This window comes from Amycolatopsis sp. NPDC051903 (assembly GCF_044452505.1).
GTDB lineage: Bacteria > Actinomycetota > Actinomycetes > Mycobacteriales > Pseudonocardiaceae > Amycolatopsis.
In genome coordinates, this window is the sequence record NZ_JBITBT010000014.1 from 201,544 (window position 1) to 217,712 (window position 16,169).

At 72.2% G+C, this 16,169-nt stretch carries 14 protein-coding genes; all 14 read left to right on the forward strand.

The window, feature by feature from the left end:
• Positions 1–15: 15 nt before the first annotated feature.
• Positions 16–741: a TetR family transcriptional regulator gene (locus ACIA77_RS27580; RefSeq protein ID WP_395888883.1), complete on the forward strand. Its 726-nt coding sequence runs from the start codon at positions 16–18 to the stop codon at positions 739–741.
• A 242-nt stretch (positions 742–983) separates the two neighbouring features.
• Entirely contained in the window at positions 984–1,439 is a 456-nt protein-coding gene (locus ACIA77_RS27585; protein WP_395888884.1) for a Fur family transcriptional regulator, read from the forward strand.
• Entirely contained in the window at positions 1,432–3,675 is a 2,244-nt protein-coding gene (katG, locus tag ACIA77_RS27590) for a catalase/peroxidase HPI (RefSeq protein WP_395888885.1), read from the forward strand. Before ACIA77_RS27585 ends, katG begins: the two co-directional genes overlap by 8 nt.
• Positions 3,676–3,932: 257 nt before the next feature.
• Positions 3,933–4,958, forward strand: coding sequence for a LacI family DNA-binding transcriptional regulator (locus tag ACIA77_RS27595; protein ID WP_395888886.1), 1,026 nt, complete (start codon positions 3,933–3,935; stop codon positions 4,956–4,958).
• A 103-nt stretch (positions 4,959–5,061) separates the two neighbouring features.
• Positions 5,062–6,042 carry a carbohydrate ABC transporter permease gene (locus ACIA77_RS27600; protein WP_395888887.1) on the forward strand — a complete coding sequence of 327 codons (981 nt, stop codon included), beginning with the start codon at positions 5,062–5,064 and terminating at the stop codon, positions 6,040–6,042.
• A 3-nt stretch (positions 6,043–6,045) separates the two neighbouring features.
• Positions 6,046–6,873: a carbohydrate ABC transporter permease gene (locus ACIA77_RS27605; RefSeq protein ID WP_395888888.1), complete on the forward strand. Its 828-nt coding sequence runs from the start codon at positions 6,046–6,048 to the stop codon at positions 6,871–6,873.
• A gap of 62 nt (positions 6,874–6,935) precedes the next feature.
• Entirely contained in the window at positions 6,936–8,213 is a 1,278-nt protein-coding gene (locus tag ACIA77_RS27610; protein ID WP_395888889.1) for an ABC transporter substrate-binding protein, read from the forward strand.
• 37 nt (positions 8,214–8,250) lie between these two features.
• Positions 8,251–9,471 (forward strand): ADP-ribosylglycohydrolase family protein, encoded by a 1,221-nt coding sequence (locus ACIA77_RS27615; RefSeq protein WP_395888890.1) that lies wholly within the window; start codon positions 8,251–8,253, stop codon positions 9,469–9,471.
• Complete coding sequence (locus ACIA77_RS27620; RefSeq protein ID WP_395888891.1) at positions 9,468–10,814, forward strand: ADP-ribosylglycohydrolase family protein; 1,347 nt, start codon at positions 9,468–9,470, stop codon at positions 10,812–10,814. Before ACIA77_RS27615 ends, ACIA77_RS27620 begins: the two co-directional genes overlap by 4 nt.
• Positions 10,811–11,695: a ribokinase gene (locus ACIA77_RS27625; protein WP_395888892.1), complete on the forward strand. Its 885-nt coding sequence runs from the start codon at positions 10,811–10,813 to the stop codon at positions 11,693–11,695. Before ACIA77_RS27620 ends, ACIA77_RS27625 begins: the two co-directional genes overlap by 4 nt.
• On the forward strand, positions 11,695–13,662 hold the full coding sequence (locus tag ACIA77_RS27630) for an SUMF1/EgtB/PvdO family nonheme iron enzyme (protein WP_395888893.1): 1,968 nt from the start codon (positions 11,695–11,697) through the stop codon (positions 13,660–13,662). Before ACIA77_RS27625 ends, ACIA77_RS27630 begins: the two co-directional genes overlap by 1 nt.
• Entirely contained in the window at positions 13,659–14,867 is a 1,209-nt protein-coding gene (locus ACIA77_RS27635) for a CaiB/BaiF CoA transferase family protein (protein WP_395888894.1), read from the forward strand. The genes ACIA77_RS27630 and ACIA77_RS27635 overlap by 4 nt, the downstream gene beginning before the upstream one ends.
• On the forward strand, positions 14,864–15,691 hold the full coding sequence (locus ACIA77_RS27640; protein ID WP_395888895.1) for an HpcH/HpaI aldolase/citrate lyase family protein: 828 nt from the start codon (positions 14,864–14,866) through the stop codon (positions 15,689–15,691). The genes ACIA77_RS27635 and ACIA77_RS27640 overlap by 4 nt, the downstream gene beginning before the upstream one ends.
• A 47-nt stretch (positions 15,692–15,738) precedes the next feature.
• Entirely contained in the window at positions 15,739–15,942 is a 204-nt protein-coding gene (locus ACIA77_RS27645) for a transposase (RefSeq protein WP_395888896.1), read from the forward strand.
• Positions 15,943–16,169 lie beyond the last annotated feature (227 nt).

Sequence of the window (16,169 nt, forward strand, 5' to 3'; positions counted from 1 at the left end):
GTTATCCTCGGGTCCGTGGGCGGGCGGACGGTCGACTGGGCGGCGTTGCGGGCCCCGCGGGACGAGGCGCCCGCGGCGGGCCTGCGCGAGCGCAAGAAACGCGAGACGCGCCGCCTGCTGACGAACACCGCCACCGAGCTGTTCCTCGCCCGCGGCTTCGACGCCGTGCGCGTCGCCGACGTCGCGCGAGCGTGCGGTGTCTCGGAGAAAACCGTCTTCAACTACTTCCCGACCAAGGAATCCCTCATCCTCGACCGCCCCGACGCGACGCTGGCCGCCCTGCGCGCGGAACTCGGCGACCCGGCGCGCGCCCCGGTCGAGGCGGTGCTGCGGATCCTCGCCGGCGAGCTCGCCGCGTTCACGGCCTGGCTCGACCACGAACGCGACCGCCGCGCCGCCGGCGCCGCCTTCCGCCGCTACGGTGCGCTGATCCGTTCGACGCCGGCGCTGGCCGCGTACCAGCGGGACCTGGTCGACGAGCTCGTGGACCAGGCCACGCTGGTGCTCGCCGAGCGCTCGGGCCGGGACGCGGCCGATCCCGAGCCGCAGATCGCCGCGACCGCGCTGCTCGGGTTGTGGCAGGTGCAGTTCCGCAGCCTCGCCCGCCACGTCGACGCCGGCCGCACCCCGGCGCGGATCCGGGGCGCGGTGACCACCGACGTGCTGCGCGCCGCGCGGCTGCTCGAGGCCGGGCTCGCGACGTTCCCGCCGCAGGTGCGGACCAGGGAAAAGACCGGGTGACGACGACGCTCCGTCGTCCAGACCGGCACGGACCACGCGCCGCGCACCTTTCGGGACTTGATCGTCCAGAGTGGCCGCGAACGGCCGAAACCCCGTTGCTCACCCGGGGTTCTGCCGAAATTTCCGTGACTGTAAGTTTACTCCGGGCCCGCAGCGTGTCACGGTTCAGGCGGGTGACCCGGATGGTTCACAACAGTGAGTGATTCTTGATTCGTTCCAGAATCTGCGGCACACTGCCACGCGTGCCAACGACTGCGGACTTCGAGCGCGTGCTGCGCGGAGCGGCTCTGCGGGTGACGCGTCCTCGGGTGGCTGTGCTGTCCGCGGTGCACGACCACCCGCACGCCGACACCGCTTCGCTCATCGGGGTCGTGCGAGCAGATCTCGGCGAGGTGTCCCACCAGGCCGTGTACGACGTCCTCAACGCACTGACCTCCGCGGGGCTGGTGCGGCGCATCGAACCCGAGGGTTCGGTCGCGCGGTACGAGGCGCGGGTGGGGGACAACCACCACCACGTCGTCTGCCGCTCGTGCGGGGCCATCGCCGACGTCGATTGCGCCGTCGGCGCCGCGCCCTGCCTGACCGCGTCCGACGACCACGGGTTCGTCATCGACGAGGCCGAGGTCATCTACTGGGGCCTGTGCCCCGACTGCACCACCGCTACCCACACCGATTCCCGGAAGGATTCCCGTGTCTGACACCCCCAACGCCGAAGTCGGCGAGATGAACGTGGAGAGCGCGGGCGGGTGCCCCGTCCACACGGGCCGCTTCGCGCACCCGACCGAGGGCGGCAGCAACCGTGACTGGTGGCCGAACCAGCTCAACCTCTCGATCCTCCGGAAGCACTCGGCCGTGGCCAACCCCATGGACGAGGACTTCGACTACGCCAAGGAGTTCCAGACCGTCGACCTCGGCGAGCTGGCGCGCGACGTCGACGCGGTCCTGACCACCTCGCAGGACTGGTGGCCCGCCGACTTCGGTCACTACGGCGGCTTCATGATCCGCATGGCGTGGCACAGCGCCGGTACCTACCGCATCGACGACGGCCGCGGGGGAGCGGGCGCGGGCATGCAGCGCTTCGCGCCGCTGAACAGCTGGCCGGACAACGGCAACCTGGACAAGGCGCGCCGCCTGCTGTGGCCGGTGAAGAAGAAGTACGGCAAGAAGATCTCGTGGGCCGACCTCATGATCTTCACGGGCAACCGCGCCCTGGAGACCATGGGCTTCAAGACCTTCGGCTTCGCCGGTGGCCGCGTCGACGTGTACGAGCCCGACCAGGACGTGTACTGGGGCCCCGAGCGCACGTGGCTCGGCGACGAGCGCTACACCGGTGACCGCCAGCTCGAAGAGCCGCTGGCCGCCGTGCAGATGGGCCTGATCTACGTCAACCCCGAGGGCCCGAACGGCAACCCGGACCCGCTGGCCGCGGGCCGCGACATCCGCGAGACGTTCCGCCGCATGGCGATGAACGACGAGGAGACCGTCGCGCTGATCGCCGGTGGCCACACCTTCGGCAAGACCCACGGTGCCGCCGACGCCGACGTGTACGTCGGTGCCGAGCCCGAGGGCGCTTCGCTCGAGGAGCAGGGCCTGGGCTGGAAGAACAGCTTCGGCTCGGGCAAGGGCCGCGACGCGATCACCAGCGGCATCGAGATCACCTGGACCCCGACCCCGGTCAAGTGGAGCAACTGGTTCTTCCACAACCTGTTCACCTACGACTGGGAGCTGGAAACCGGCCCCGGTGGTGCCAACCAGTGGAAGCCGAAGAACAACGCGGCCGCGAACACCGTGCCGGACCCCGAGTCGGGTGAGCTCAACCGCGCGCCGGGCATGCTGACCACGGACCTCGCGCTGCGCTTCGACCCGGTCTACGAGCCGATCTCGCGCCGCTTCTACGAGAACCCGCAGGAGTTCGCCGACGCGTTCGCGCGCGCCTGGTACAAGCTGACCCACCGCGACATGGGCCCGCACCAGCGCTACCTCGGCGCGCTGGTGCCGGACGAGGCGCTCATCTGGCAGGACCGCGTGCCGGCCGTGGACCACGAACTGGTCGACGCCTCCGACGTCGCGGACCTCAAGGCGAAGGTCCTCGAGTCGGGCCTGACCGTGGGCCAGCTGGTCTCCACCGCGTGGGCGTCGGCCTCGACGTTCCGCAGCGGTGACAAGCGCGGTGGCGCCAACGGTGCCCGCCTGCGCCTCGAGCCGCAGCGCGGCTGGGAGGTCAACAACCCCGACGAGCTCGCGCAGGTGCTGGGCACGCTCGAGGGTGTGCAGGAGGCCTTCAACAGCGCCCAGTCCGGCGGCAAGAAGATCTCGCTGGCCGACCTGATCGTGCTCGCCGGTGTGGCGGGTGTCGAGAAGGCCGCGAAGGACGCGGGGGTCACGGTGACGGTGCCGTTCACCCCGGGCCGCACCGACGCCACGGAGGCCCAGACCGACGTCGAGTCGTTCGTGCCGCTCGAGCCGAAGGCCGACGGCTTCCGCAACTACCGCGGCAAGGGCAACCGCCTCCCGAGCGAGTACCTGCTCATCGACCGTGCGAACCTGCTGAACCTGTCCGCGCCGGAGATGACCGTGCTGGTCGGCGGCCTGCGCGTGCTGGGCGCCACCTACCAGCAGTCGAAGCAGGGCGTGCTCACCGACGCCCCGGGCACCCTGACGAACGACTTCTTCGTCAACCTGCTCGACATGGACATCGAGTGGAAGCCGGCCGACGGGTCTGACGAGTACGCCGAGTCCTTCGAGGCCCGCGACCGCGCCACCGGCGCGGTCAAGTGGACCGGCAGCCGCGCGGACCTCGTCTTCGGGTCCAACTCGGAGCTGCGCGCCGTCGCCGAGGTCTACGCCTCGGACGACGCCAAGGAGAAGTTCGTGCACGACTTCGTCGCCGCGTGGGACAAGGTCATGATGCTGGACCGGTACGACCTGGTCTGAGCTCGATCGGGAGCCTGAGCTCGGCGAAGACCTCCGGAAGGGGGCGGGGACCGCGGTCCCCGCCCCCTTCTTTCGTCCCGGGGCAGTGCAGTGCCCAGACCCTGCCCGCCGCGGTGTGGTGTACCGCTGGTTGACACGGCGCCCCGTCGGGGTGCAGTATCGAATCAATCCCGTTGGAAACGTTTCCAACGCCCGATCGCCACCACTTGGAAACGTTTCCAAGCGGTGGCGGGACCACAACCGAGGTACGAGCGACGATGACGTCAACACGGGCCACGCTCATGCAGGTGGCCGAGCGCGCCGGGGTGTCACTGGCCTCGACCTCCCGTGCACTGCACGGGGCGGGCGCGAGCAAGGCGATGGTCGAGCGCGTCCGGGCCGCCGCGGAGGAGCTCGGGTACAGCCCCGACGCGATCGGCCGGTCGCTGCGGATGAAGAAGACGTTCCAGGTCGCGTTCGCGGTGGCGGACATCGGCAACCCGGTCTACGTCGAGATGATGCGGGCGATCCACGAGGTCCTGGAGCCGCACGGCTACCGCGTGGTCGTGATGTCGACGGGCGACACGTCCACGTCGACGGTCGAGTTGGTGCGCAGCCTCGGCAGCGGCTTCGTGGACGGCATGATCGTGAGCCCCCTGCGCACCGACGACGCGCTGATCACCGAGATCCAGCAGGCGCCCGTGCCCGTCGTGGTGATCGGGCGCGCGATGGACGACCGCGGCATCAGCTCCGTGTCCACCGACTCCGCCGGCGGGATCGGCGAGGCGGTGCGCCACCTGCACGCCATCGGCCGCCGGCGCATCGGGTTCCTCAACGGGCCCGTCGACACGACGCCGGGCGCCTCGCGCCAGCGCGGGTTCGACGCGGTGGCGGGGGAGATCGCGGCGGAGCGCATCGAGCGCGAGGTCGCCGCCGACTTCACCGTGAGCGCCGGTCTCGAAGCCGCCCGGCGGCTGCTCGCGCGATCGCCGGAAGACCGGCTCGACGCCCTGGTCGCGGCCAACGACCTGCTCGCCATCGGCGCCATCCGCGCGGTGCGGGAGCTGGGCCTGTCGGTACCGGAGGACGTCGCCGTGACCGGCATGGACGACACCGAGATCGGCCGGGTTTTCCAGCCGAGCCTCACCAGCGTGTCCCTGGGCACGACTGAACGCGGCCGCGCCGCCGCGCGCATCATGCTGCAGCTCGCCGACGACCCGGGCCAGGCCGCGCAGCAGATCTCCGTGGGCCCGGAACTGGTGATCCGCGAATCGACGAGCGTGCCCGCGGGAGGTGCGCGATGACCGTGCGGCTGTCCCCGACCCGCCCGCGCCGGCCGCGGCCCGCCGGCCCGGCCGAGCCGCCGCGCCCCGAACCGGCGGCGCCGAAAACCGAGCGAGGTGCGCGATGACGACCCCGTCCCTGACCGAACGGGACCGCACAGGCGCGCCGGCCCCGGCTCCGAGTCCGCGCAAGCGCGCCTCGGCGCTGGCGCGCACGCGCCGGCGCGAGGCGATCGCCCTGGTGCTGCCTTCGCTGATCCCGATCCTCGTGCTCAGCGTGGCGCCGCTCGTGATCGGCATCGTGCTCGCGTTCACCCACGCGCGCCTGGTGCGCCACCCCGACTACAGCTTCGCCGGCGTCGACAACTTCGCCCGCCTCGGCGGCAACGCGCTGTTCTGGGATTCGCTGCGCATCGGTCTGATCTGGACGGTCGGCGTCACGCTGCTCCAGCTCGCCGCCGCGATGGGCCTGGCGCTGCTGCTGAATTCGGGACTGCGCCTGCAAGGCCTGACGCGCGTGCTCGCGCTCGTGCCGTGGGCGATGCCACCGGTGGTCGTGGCGATCATGTGGCAGATGATCTACTCCGCCAACGGCGGCCCGCTCAACGCGTTCCTCGGCGCGGTGGGGCTGCCGAGTGACACCAACTGGCTCGGTGACTTCTCGACCGCGCTGCCGGCGGTGATCGTCGTCGGCGTGTGGGTCGGGATGCCGCAGACCACGGTGACGCTGCTGGCCGGGCTGCAGCAGATCCCCGGCGAGCTGATCGAAGCGGCCGAAGTGGACGGGGCCGGCGCGTGGCGGCGGTTCACGGCCGTGACGTGGCCCGCGCTGCGCCCGATCGTCACGTCGATCACCTCGCTGAACTTCATCTGGAACTTCAACTCCTTCTCGCTGGTCTACGTGCTCACCGCGGGCGGACCGGGTGGCAAGACGATGGTCCCGGTGCTGTTCATCTACCTGGAGGCCTTCAAGAACCGCGAGATCGGCTACGCGGCGGCGATGGGGCTCGTCGTCGTGGTGGTGGTCGTGCTGATCCTCGCCGTGTACCTGCGGTCGCAGTTCCGCTCGGAAGACGGCGCCGCCGGCGCGGGAAAGGGGCGCTGAGCCGTGCGCTTGCTCGTTCGTCCGGCCCAGTACGTGGCGCTGGCGCTGTACATCCTGTTCCTCGGCTTCCCGTTGCTGTGGCTGATCTCGGCGTCGGTGAAGTCCTCGGGGGAGCTCAACTCGCTCACGGTGAGCCTGCTGCCGCACGAGTGGCACTGGGAGAACTACACCGAAGCCCTGACGCGCCAAGGACTTCTGCACTCGGCGTGGAACAGCCTGCTGGTCGCGCTCGCGTCCACGGTGCTGTCGATCGTGATCTCCGTGCCCGCGTCCTACGTGCTGGCGCGGCTGAAGGGCAAGGTCCGCATCGCGGGGGTCGGCTGGATCCTGGTGAGCCAGGTCTTCCCGGTGGTGCTGATCATCCTGCCGCTGTTCCTGATCCTGCGGACGCTCGGGCTGGCCGACAACCTCGTCGGGCTCACGCTCGTGCACACCACGTACATGCTGCCGTTCGCGTTGTGGATGCTGCAGGGTTACGTGGCCGCGATCCCCACGGAACTCGAGGAAGCGGGGGCGATGGACGGCGCCGGCCGGTTCACCGTGCTGCGCACCATCGTCTTCCCGTTGCTGGCGCCCGGTGTGGTGGCGACGGCGATGTTCAGCTTCGTCTCGTCGTGGAACGAGTTCTTCTTCGCGCTGGTGCTGCTGCAGTCGCCGGAGAACTACACCCTGCCCATCACCTTGAACATGTTCGTGGGCGGCGAGGGCAAGACGGCCCTCGGGCCGCTCGCCGCCGGGGCCGTGCTCGCCGCGATCCCCAGCATCGTCTTCTTCAGCATCCTGCGGAAGAAGCTCACCAGCGGGCTCATGGCCGGAGCGGTGAAGGGATGACCCCGCACCGCCGGCCCGCTGAAACCCCCATACCCCCGAAGAAAACCCCGAAAGGTCGGTCGATGAAGACACGACGCGCGCTGGTCGCCGCCAGCTTGATGGTCTCCGGTCTGCTGCTCGCCGCGTGCGGCAGCGGCACTGGGGACGCGAGCGGTCCCGTCACCCTCACCTTCCAGTCCCTGTCCGACCAGCCCGCGGCGATCGCCGAGACGCAGAAGATCGTGGGCGCCTGGAACTCCTCGCACAAGGACGTCCAGGTCAAGATCGTGCAGGCGGGCTGGGACAGCGTCTACGACAAGCTGATCACCCAGTTCAACGCCGGCACCGCGCCGGACATCGTCCACTACGAGGCGGCGGGCATCGAGCCGTTCGCGGCCGACGACTACCTCGCCGACCTCACGCCGTACCTCACTCCGGAGAAGCGCGCCGACTTCCAGAAGGGCGTGCTGGACTCGGTGACGTTCGGCGGCAAGGTCGTCGCGTTCCCGACCGAGGTGCAGTCCTACGTGGTCTTCGCGAACAAGACCCTGCTGAAGCAGGCCGGCGTCGCCGTGCCCACCGGCAAGACGATGACCTGGGACCAGCTGCGCCAGATCGCCAAGGCCACCACGAAGGGCGGCAAGTACGGCCTCGGCTGGGGCCTGTCGAGCCCGACGGCCGCGTTCGTCGCGCTGGCTCCCGGCTTCGGCGGCAAGTACTTCCAGGGCACCGGTGACCAGGCGAACCTGACGGTGGGCGAGGGCGAGATGGCGCTGCCGAAGCTCGTCGACCAGATGGCGTACCAGGACCACTCGGTGCTGCCGGTGACGCTCACGCAGTCGGGTTCGAAGGCGCTCGCGCCGTTCTACGCCGGTCAGATCGCGATGACCGTGCAGGGTTCCTACCAGGCCGCGAACATCGCCAAGGACGCGCCGAAGGGCTTCGACTGGGTCGTGCTGCCCCCGCTGGCGGGCCCGGCCGGTCCGGCGCAGGCCGCGAGCCCGCAGACGCTGTCGGTGAACAAGGATTCCCAGCACGTCAAGGAGTCCGCCGAGTTCATCGACTACTTCACCAGCACCGAGAACCTGGCCGCGATGAACGAGGCCGACGCGCTGATCCCGCCCACGAACTCGGCTCGCCAGGTGCTGTCGGCGAAGCTCGCCGGCAAGACCGGCTGGGACCAGATCCTCGCGTCGGGGCAGTACATCACGTCCGCGCCGTACCTGTTCGCCAGCAAGTACCCGCAGTGGAAGGACACCGTCGCCACGCCGGCGTACCAGCAGTTCCTGGCCCAGAAGACCGACGCCGGCGGCCTCGCCACCCAGCTGCAGAACGGCTGGAAGAGCGTCACCACCAACTGACCCCTCACACAACGAACTGGGACTGGAGCGGATTCTCTTGACCTGGCTGGAAGACCGGGCCGTCGCGGTGATCACCGGCGCGGCCGTGGGCGACGCCCTCGGCGGAGCCGTCGAAGGGTGGACCCCCGAGCAGATCGAGGAGCGCCACGGCGGCCGCGTGACCGGCATCGTCGGACCCTGGTACCCGAACTGGCGTGACGCGCGGCCCATCGCGCCGTACCACAAGGGCGACGGGCACATCACCGACGACACCCTCATGACGCGGGCGATCGTCGAGGTGTACGCGAAGCGCCGGGAGCACCTCGACGCGTTCGCGGTGGCCGAGGACCTCGTGCCGCTGATGATCGGCGAACCGCGGTGGGTGCCGGAGCTGGAGTCGACGGCGCTGCTGCTGCAGCGCGTGTTCCTCGCGGAGAAGTGGATCGTGGCGCGGCTGCACTACGGGCACGTCGACCCGCGGGAGGCCGGGGTCGGCAACGTCGTCAACTGCGGTGCGGCGATGTACGTCGCGCCGGTCGGTGTGGTGAACCCGGGTGATCCCCGTGGTGCCTACGCCGAGGCGATCGACCTCACCGGTGCGCACCAGTCCAGCTACGGCCGGGAGGCCGCCGGGGTGCTGGCCGCGATGGTCGCGGCCGCGGTCGCCCCGGGCGCGACGCTCGACGACGTCACAGCGGCGGCGCTTGAGCTCGCGCACGACGGCACCGCGGCGGCGATCCGGACCGTGGTCGACGCGTTCGGCGGCACCGCGGCGGCGCCGGCCAGCGACGCGGAGGAACGCGCGCTGGCCTGGAAGGTCCGGGAAGTGGTGGAGCCGTTCGATTCGGTCGGCCCGGAGTACCGGCAGATGTCGCTCGACGCGCGGCGCCCGTCGCGGACCAAGTCGATCGAGGAGCTGCCGGCGGCGCTGGCGTTCGTGCTCGCGCACCGCGGCGACTTCCGCGGCGCCGTGCTCGCGGCCGTGAACTACGGCCGCGACGCGGACTCGATCGCCGCCATGGCCGGGGCGATCTGCGCGGGCCTGGGCGGCGCGGCCGTGGTGCCGGCCGAGTGGCTCGACCCGATCAGCGAGGCCAGCCGCATGGACGTCGCCGAGACCGGGCACCTGCTGGCGGCGGCCGCGGCCGACATCGTGCGGGCCGACCGCGAGCGGGCGCAGGCCCGGCTCAAATCGCTCGACGGGCTGGACGCCGCTCCGATGTCTCTTGTGGACAGTACGGGCACCGCGGGCACAGTGAGCACGGTGGAGGGCTCGTGAGGCTCACCTGGGCCCAGCCCGAGGACCTGCTGGCGCACGAGTTCGTCCAGGCCGCCGCGGAGGGCAAGGACGTTTCGGTGGTGCGCGAACGCTGGGTGGCGGCGGGCGGCGATCCCGTCCCCGCCGTGAGCGGCGCCGGGCCGGTCCCGGCGCCGCCCGCCCTGCGGGAGCTCGCGCGCACGCTGCTCGCCGAGCTGGCGCAACTGCCGGCCGCACTGTCGCCGGCCGAGCCGGACGAGTGGGCCGCGATCGAAGCCCTGCTCCCGGCCGCCCCGGAACTGCCGAGAGGACTGCGTGACGGTCGGGTGCTCGGCGCGTGGACGGGCCGGGCCGCGGGCTGCCTGCTCGGCAAGCCCGTGGAGAAGATCCCGCGCGAGGGCATCGAGGAGATCCTGCGCGCGACCGGCCGCTGGCCGCTCGAGCGGTGGTTCACGGCGGTCGGGCTGCCCGCCGACGTCGCGGCGCGCTGGCCGTGGAACCGGCGCTCGGCGAAGACCTCGCTCGAGGAGAACATCCACGGGATGCCCGAGGACGACGACCTCAACTACCCGATGCTGGCGCTGACCCTGCTGGAGACGCACGGCCGCGGGTTCACCACCGACGACGTCGCGCAGCTGTGGCTCGACAACCTCCCGGCCGGGCGCGTGTTCACGGCCGAGCGGGCGGCCTACCGCAACATCCTCGACGCGCGGCCGGTGCCCGAGACCGCCACGTACCTCAACCCGTTCCGCGAGTGGATCGGCGCGCTGATCCGCACCGACGTGTTCGGCTGGGTGTCGCCGGGTGAAGTGCGCGGCGCGGCGCGGCTCGCGTGGACCGACGCGCGGCTGAGCCACACGCGCAACGGCGGCTACGGCGCGATGTGGGCCGCCGCGCTGGCTTCGGCCGCGATGGTGTGCGCCACCGTCGACGAGGTGCTCGACGCGGCGGCCACGGTGCTCCCGCCGGGCAGCCGGCTCGCCGAAGCCGTGCGCCTCGGCCGGGCGGCGGCTCGTGAAGGCGACGTGCGCGCCGGACTCGACCGGCTCCACGCGGCCTACGGCGACCTGCACTGGGTCCACGTGCTCGGCAACGCCGCGGTGATCGCCTACGCCCTGGCCAAGGGCGGCGGCGAGTTCGGGCCGAGCGTCTCGATCGCCGTCACGGCGGGCTGGGACACCGACTCCGCGGCCGCGACCGTCGGCGGGGTCGTCGGTGCCCTGCGCGGGGTCGAGGGCATCGGCGAGCAGTGGGTGGCTCCGCTGGAGGGCCGGATCGCGACGTCGCTGCCCGGCGGCGAGCAGAAGATCGCCGACCTCGCGGCGCGCACGATCGCGCTCGCCGCGCCGGAGCGCGTGTCGTGACCGGAACCGTGGTCGTGGTCGGGTCGGCCAACGCCGACCTGGTCGTCGACGTGCCGCGGCCGCCGCGGGCCGGGGAGACGATCCTCGGCGGGCGACTGCGGCGCAGTCCCGGCGGCAAGGGCGCGAACCAGGCTGTGGGAGCCGCGCTGGCCGGGGGAGCGCACACGACGTTCATCGGCGCCCTCGGGGAGGACGAGGCCGCGGACCTGATCCTGCTGTCGCTCGGCGGCACGGGTGTGCGGACCGACCTCGTTGCCCGCACGAAAACGCCGACCGGCACGGCGTTCGTGACCGTGTCCCCCGACGGCGAGAACGCGATCGTCGTGGCGCCGGGCGCGAACGAGCACGTGCGCATCGGCGAGGCGGAAGCCGCGCGGATCGCGGCGGCCGACGTGGTGCTGGCGCAGCTGGAGATCCCCCTCGACGTGGTGCGCGCCGCCGCGGCCGCCCGCAACCCCGGCGCGCTGCTGGTGCTCAACGCCGCGCCCTCGCGGGTGCTGCCGGACGACGTCTGGGCGGCGCTCGACGTGCTCGTGGTCAACGAGCACGAAGCCGCGGACCTCGGTGGTAGCGCCGAAGAACTGCTGAAGCGGGTGCCGGCCGTCGTGGTCACGCTGGGCGGCGACGGCTGTCTCGTCGCCGAACGCGGCCGGGAACCGGTGCGGGTGCCCGGGATCCGGGTGACCACAGTGGACACCACCGGCGCCGGCGACACGTTCTGCGGCGTGCTCGCCGCCGGGCTCGCCCAGGGCCGGCCGCTGGCCGCCGCCGCCCGGCTGGCCTGCGTGGCCGGCGCGCTCGCCGTCACGCGGCCCGGCGCGCAGGCCGCCGTTCCCACCGCCGAAGAGGTCGCGGCTCTCGCGGCCGGAGAAAAGGTGTGATGACCGCCCCGTTCGACCCCCTCGTGCCGCGTCCGATCGACCGGCCCGCCGACGTTCCCCTCGGGCCGCTCACCGCCGAGCAGCTCGAAGCGCTGGACGAAGCCAAGATCTTCGCCGCGCCGGACGATCCCGCCGACCGGCCCGCGTGGCGCGCCCGCCTGCGCGAGTGGCGCGAGGACTCGCGCCGCCGCCACGGCTACACCGGCGAGGCCTACGACCGGCCCGGCGCCGCGTGGGCCGCGCGCTGCCACACCGTCGCGCAGGTCTGGCTGTGGGACGAGCTGCTGTACTCCTTCGCGGATGGCGAGTTCACCCCCGGACGCTTCCTCGCCGACGCGCGCGAACGCTTCGGTGGCCTGGACGCGGTCGTGCTGTGGCACGCCTACCCGGTGATCGGGCTCGACGACCGCAACCAGTGGGACTTCTACCGCGACGTCCCCGGCCTGCGGGAGCTCATCACCGCGTTGCACGACGCCGGACTGCACGTGTTCGTGGACTACAACCCGTGGGACGTCGGCACCCGCCGCGGCGAGGACGACCTGACGGAGCTCGCGGCGCTCGTCGCGGACTTCGAGGCGGACGGCGTTTTCCTCGACACCCTCAAGAAGGCCGAACCGGGTTTCGTCGAACGGCTCGAAGCCGCCCGGCCCGGCCTGGTGCTGGAAGGCGAGTCGAAGCTGCCGGTCGAGCGGATCGCCGACCACACGGCGTCGTGGGCGCAGTTCTTCGCCGATTCGGCCGTGCCCGGCGTGCTGCGCGCGCACTGGTACGAACGGCGGCACATGCAGCACCACGTGCGCCGCTGGCACCGCGACCACTCCGAAGAACTGCAGTCGGCGTGGCTCAACGGCGCCGGCGTGATGGTGTGGGAGGTCGTGTTCGGCGTGTGGGTCGGCTGGTCCCGCCGCGACGCCGCGACCGTGCGGCGCGTGGTGACCGTCCAGCGCGCCGCCGGCGACCTGCTGCTGGGCGGCGAGTGGACGCCGCTGGCCGAGCTGACACCCGAAGCCGACGCCGCCGGGGTGTACGCGGCCAGCTGGCAGCGCGACGGCGTGACTCTGTGGACGCTCGTCAACCGGGGCACGCAGGACTTCACCGGCGACGTGCTGCCCGCCGGGCCCGGCAAGGTGCTCGACTTGCTGGGCGGCGTGCCCGGTCGCGGGATCGGCGCCGTGCTGCACCTCGCCGACGGCACACCGGAACCCGCGTGGCTGCCGGAACTGCGCGAGGCGCTGCGCGCCGCGCCGCACGACCCCGAGGCCCGGTTCCCGCACCGCCTAGCCGAACGCGTCCGTCCACAACGGACATCGGGGGTGCCCGAGGCGGGCGCCGTCGTGGTCCCCGCCGGACCGTACGTGCTGACCGTCCGCTACCGCGCCCGCGAGACCGGCATGTACCAGGGCGCGCCGTACGTGGACGAGTGGAAGCCGTTGCCGCCGCGGCTGCACGACGCGCGCACGCTCCAGCGTTCCGGTTCGCTGGCCGGCGCCGTGTCGGTCGCCGCCACCGAGGTGACCAACGCGCAGTTCGCGGAGTTCCTCGCCGCCACGGGGTACCGGCCCGCGCAGCCGCACCGGTTCCTCGCGCACTGGACCGGCGGTGGCCCGGCCCGGCCCGGCGAGCCGGTGACGTATGTGGATCTCGACGACGCCCGCGCGTACTGCGCGTGGCGCGGCGGCCGGCTGCCCACCGAGGACGAATGGCAGCTCGCGGGGGAGACCGGCGGAGTGCGCCGCGGCGAACCCGCCGTGTGGAACTGGACCGAGAGCGAGCACTCCGACGGACGCACGCGGTTCGTGCTGCTCAAGGGCGGCAGCGATTACCGGGCCGAGGGCTCCGAGTGGTACGTCGAAGGCGGCCGCCACGCGCCCGACGTCAGCGTGAAACTCCTGCTGCCCGGTCTCGGTCTCGCGCGCGGCGCGACGGTCGGGTTCCGGTGCGCGTGGGACGGGGAGGTGCGGGCGTGACGACGACCCGGGACGCCGCCGACGGCGCGCTGGCCGGTCTGCGCGTGGTGGACGCGTCGACGCTGTTCGCGGGCCCGATGGCCGCGATGCACCTGGGCGACATGGGCGCCGACGTGATCAAGGTCGAGCACCCGCGCCGGCCCGATCCCTCGCGCGGCCACGGTGTCGCGAAGGACGGCGTGAACCTGTGGTGGAAAACTCTGGGGCGCAACAAGCGCACCGTCACCGCCGACCTCGGCAGCGAAGGCGGGCGTGAGGTGTTCCTCGCGCTGGCCGAGCAGGCCGACGTGGTGATCGAGAACTTCCGCCCCGGCACGCTGGAACGATGGGGGCTGGGCTACGCCGAGCTCTCCGCGCGCAACCCGCGGCTCGTGCTCGCGCGCGTCACCGGCTTCGGCCAGTTCGGCCCGTACCGGTCGCGGCCCGGCTTCGGCACGCTCGCCGAGGCGATGAGCGGGTTCGCGGCCACGACCGGGGAACCGGACGGCCCGCCGACGCTGCCACCGTTCGGGCTCGCCGACGGCATCGCGTCGCTGGCCACCGCGTACGCGATCATGGTCGCGCTGTCCGCGCGGGTGACGAGCGGGCGCGGCCAGGTCGTGGACACGGCGATCATCGAGCCGATCCTCGCGATGCTCGGACCGCAGATCACGCGGTGGGACCAGCTGCGCACCGTCCAGCCGCGCACGGGGAACCGGTCCATCAACAACGCGCCGCGCAACACCTACCGCACCGCCGACGGGCAGTGGGTCGCCGTGTCGACTTCGGCCCAGTCGGTGGCCGAACGCGTGGTGCGGCTCGTCGGGCGCCCGGACCTGGTCGAGCAGCCGTGGTTCGCCCGGGGCGCCGATCGCGCGCAGCACGCGGACGAGCTCGACGAAGCCGTGGGCGGCTGGATCGCGCAGCGCACGCGCGAGGAAGTCGTCGCCGCGTTCGAGGAAGCGCAGGCGGCGGTGGCGTCGATCTACGACGCCGCCGACATCGTCGAGGACCCGCAGTTCCGGGCGCTGGGCACGATCCACGAGATCGACGACCCCGAGCTGGGCCCGATGCTCATGCAGGGCCCGCTGTTCCGGCTGTCGGACAACGCCGGCGTCATCGGCTTCACCGGCCGCGCGCACGGCGCCGACACCGACGGTGTGTTGAAGGAACTCGGGTTTTCCGCCGAGCGGATCGCCTCGCTGCGCGAGGAGGGGGCCGTATGAAAACGCCGGCGCTGACGCTGCTCTACGTGCCGGCCGACCGGCCCGAGCGCGTCGGGAAGGCCCTCGCGTCGGAGGCCGACGTCGTGCTCGTCGACCTCGAAGACGCCGTCGCGCCCGCGCACAAGGACGCGGCGCGCGCGAACGTCGTGCGGCTGCTGGGCGAGGAGGCCGGGGACCGCGCGGTGCAGGTGCGGATCAACCACCCGAGCACGCCGTGGCACGCGGCGGACGTCGCGGCGCTCGCAGGGCTGCCGTTGCCGGTGGGGGTCCGGGTGCCGAAGGTCGAGTCGCCCGCGGAGGTCCTGGCGCTGGCCGCCGCGGTACCCGGGCGCGACCTGCACCCGCTGATCGAGTCGGCGCTCGGCGTCGAACGGGCGCTGGAGATCGCGACCGCGTCACCGCAGGTCGCGTCGATCGGCCTCGGTGAGGCCGACCTGCGCTCCGACCTGGGCATCGACGACGAGGCCGGCCTGACGTGGGCCCGCAGCCGCGTGATCGTCGCGGCGCGGGCCGCGCGGCTGGTGCCGCCCGCGATGTCGGCGTACCCCAACGTCCGCGACCTGGACGGGCTCGCAGCGTCGTGCCGGGCCGGGCGGGCGCTCGGCTTCCGCGGCCGCACGGCGATCCACCCCGCCCAGCTCGCGACGATCCGCGCGGCGTTCCTGCCGAGCCCGGAGGAGGTGGCGCGCGCGAGCGAGGTCCTCGCCCGCGTCGCCGACGCCACCGCCGCCGGCGTCGGCGCGATCGCCCTGACCGACGGGACGTTCCTCGACGTCGCGATGGTCGAGCGCGCTCGCGCGGTGCTGGCCCTGGCGGGCGCCTAGCGCGTGTCCGGTAAGTGGTTGACCTGGGTTTCTGGTAGCCATGCGCGGTGGTTGGTCGCGGTGAGCTGACGGACAAGGCGTGGGCGGCGATTGAGCCGTTGCCGCCGCGGCAGGGCGGTGGCCGGCAGTGGCGGGATCACCGTCACGGCATCAACGCGATCCTGTCGAAACTCCGCACCGGCGCCCCGTGGGTGCTGCCGCTGCTGGACGGCATCCGTGTCGCCAACGACGGTGCCGGCCGGAGACGGTGATCGCGGACAAGGCCTACTCGCATCCCTCGACCCGCGAGGCGATGCAGAGCCGGCGGATCAGGTTCATCAGCCCGGAACGATCTGGCTCCGCTGACTTACCGGACAGCACCTAGCTTGAGTTTTAACCTGTTTGGCGGGGTCGTGGGTTGCTCGACTTGGTGTTCTTGCCGTGCTGGGATTTTCGGGTGTTCGTGCTGGTGATGGTATAGACGTCGTGGCGTGACGCG

Excerpts from the sequence above, each read along its gene's own strand:
- ACIA77_RS27595 (WP_395888886.1), top strand. The coding sequence starts at position 3,933 with ATGACGTCAACACGGGCCACGCTCATGCAGGTGGCCGAGCGCGCCGGG.
- ACIA77_RS27600 (WP_395888887.1), top strand. The coding sequence starts at position 5,062 with ATGACGACCCCGTCCCTGACCGAACGGGACCGCACAGGCGCGCCGGCC.
- ACIA77_RS27610 (WP_395888889.1), top strand. The coding sequence starts at position 6,936 with ATGAAGACACGACGCGCGCTGGTCGCCGCCAGCTTGATGGTCTCCGGT.
- ACIA77_RS27630 (WP_395888893.1), top strand. The coding sequence starts at position 11,695 with ATGACCGCCCCGTTCGACCCCCTCGTGCCGCGTCCGATCGACCGGCCC.
- ACIA77_RS27640 (WP_395888895.1), top strand. The coding sequence starts at position 14,864 with ATGAAAACGCCGGCGCTGACGCTGCTCTACGTGCCGGCCGACCGGCCC.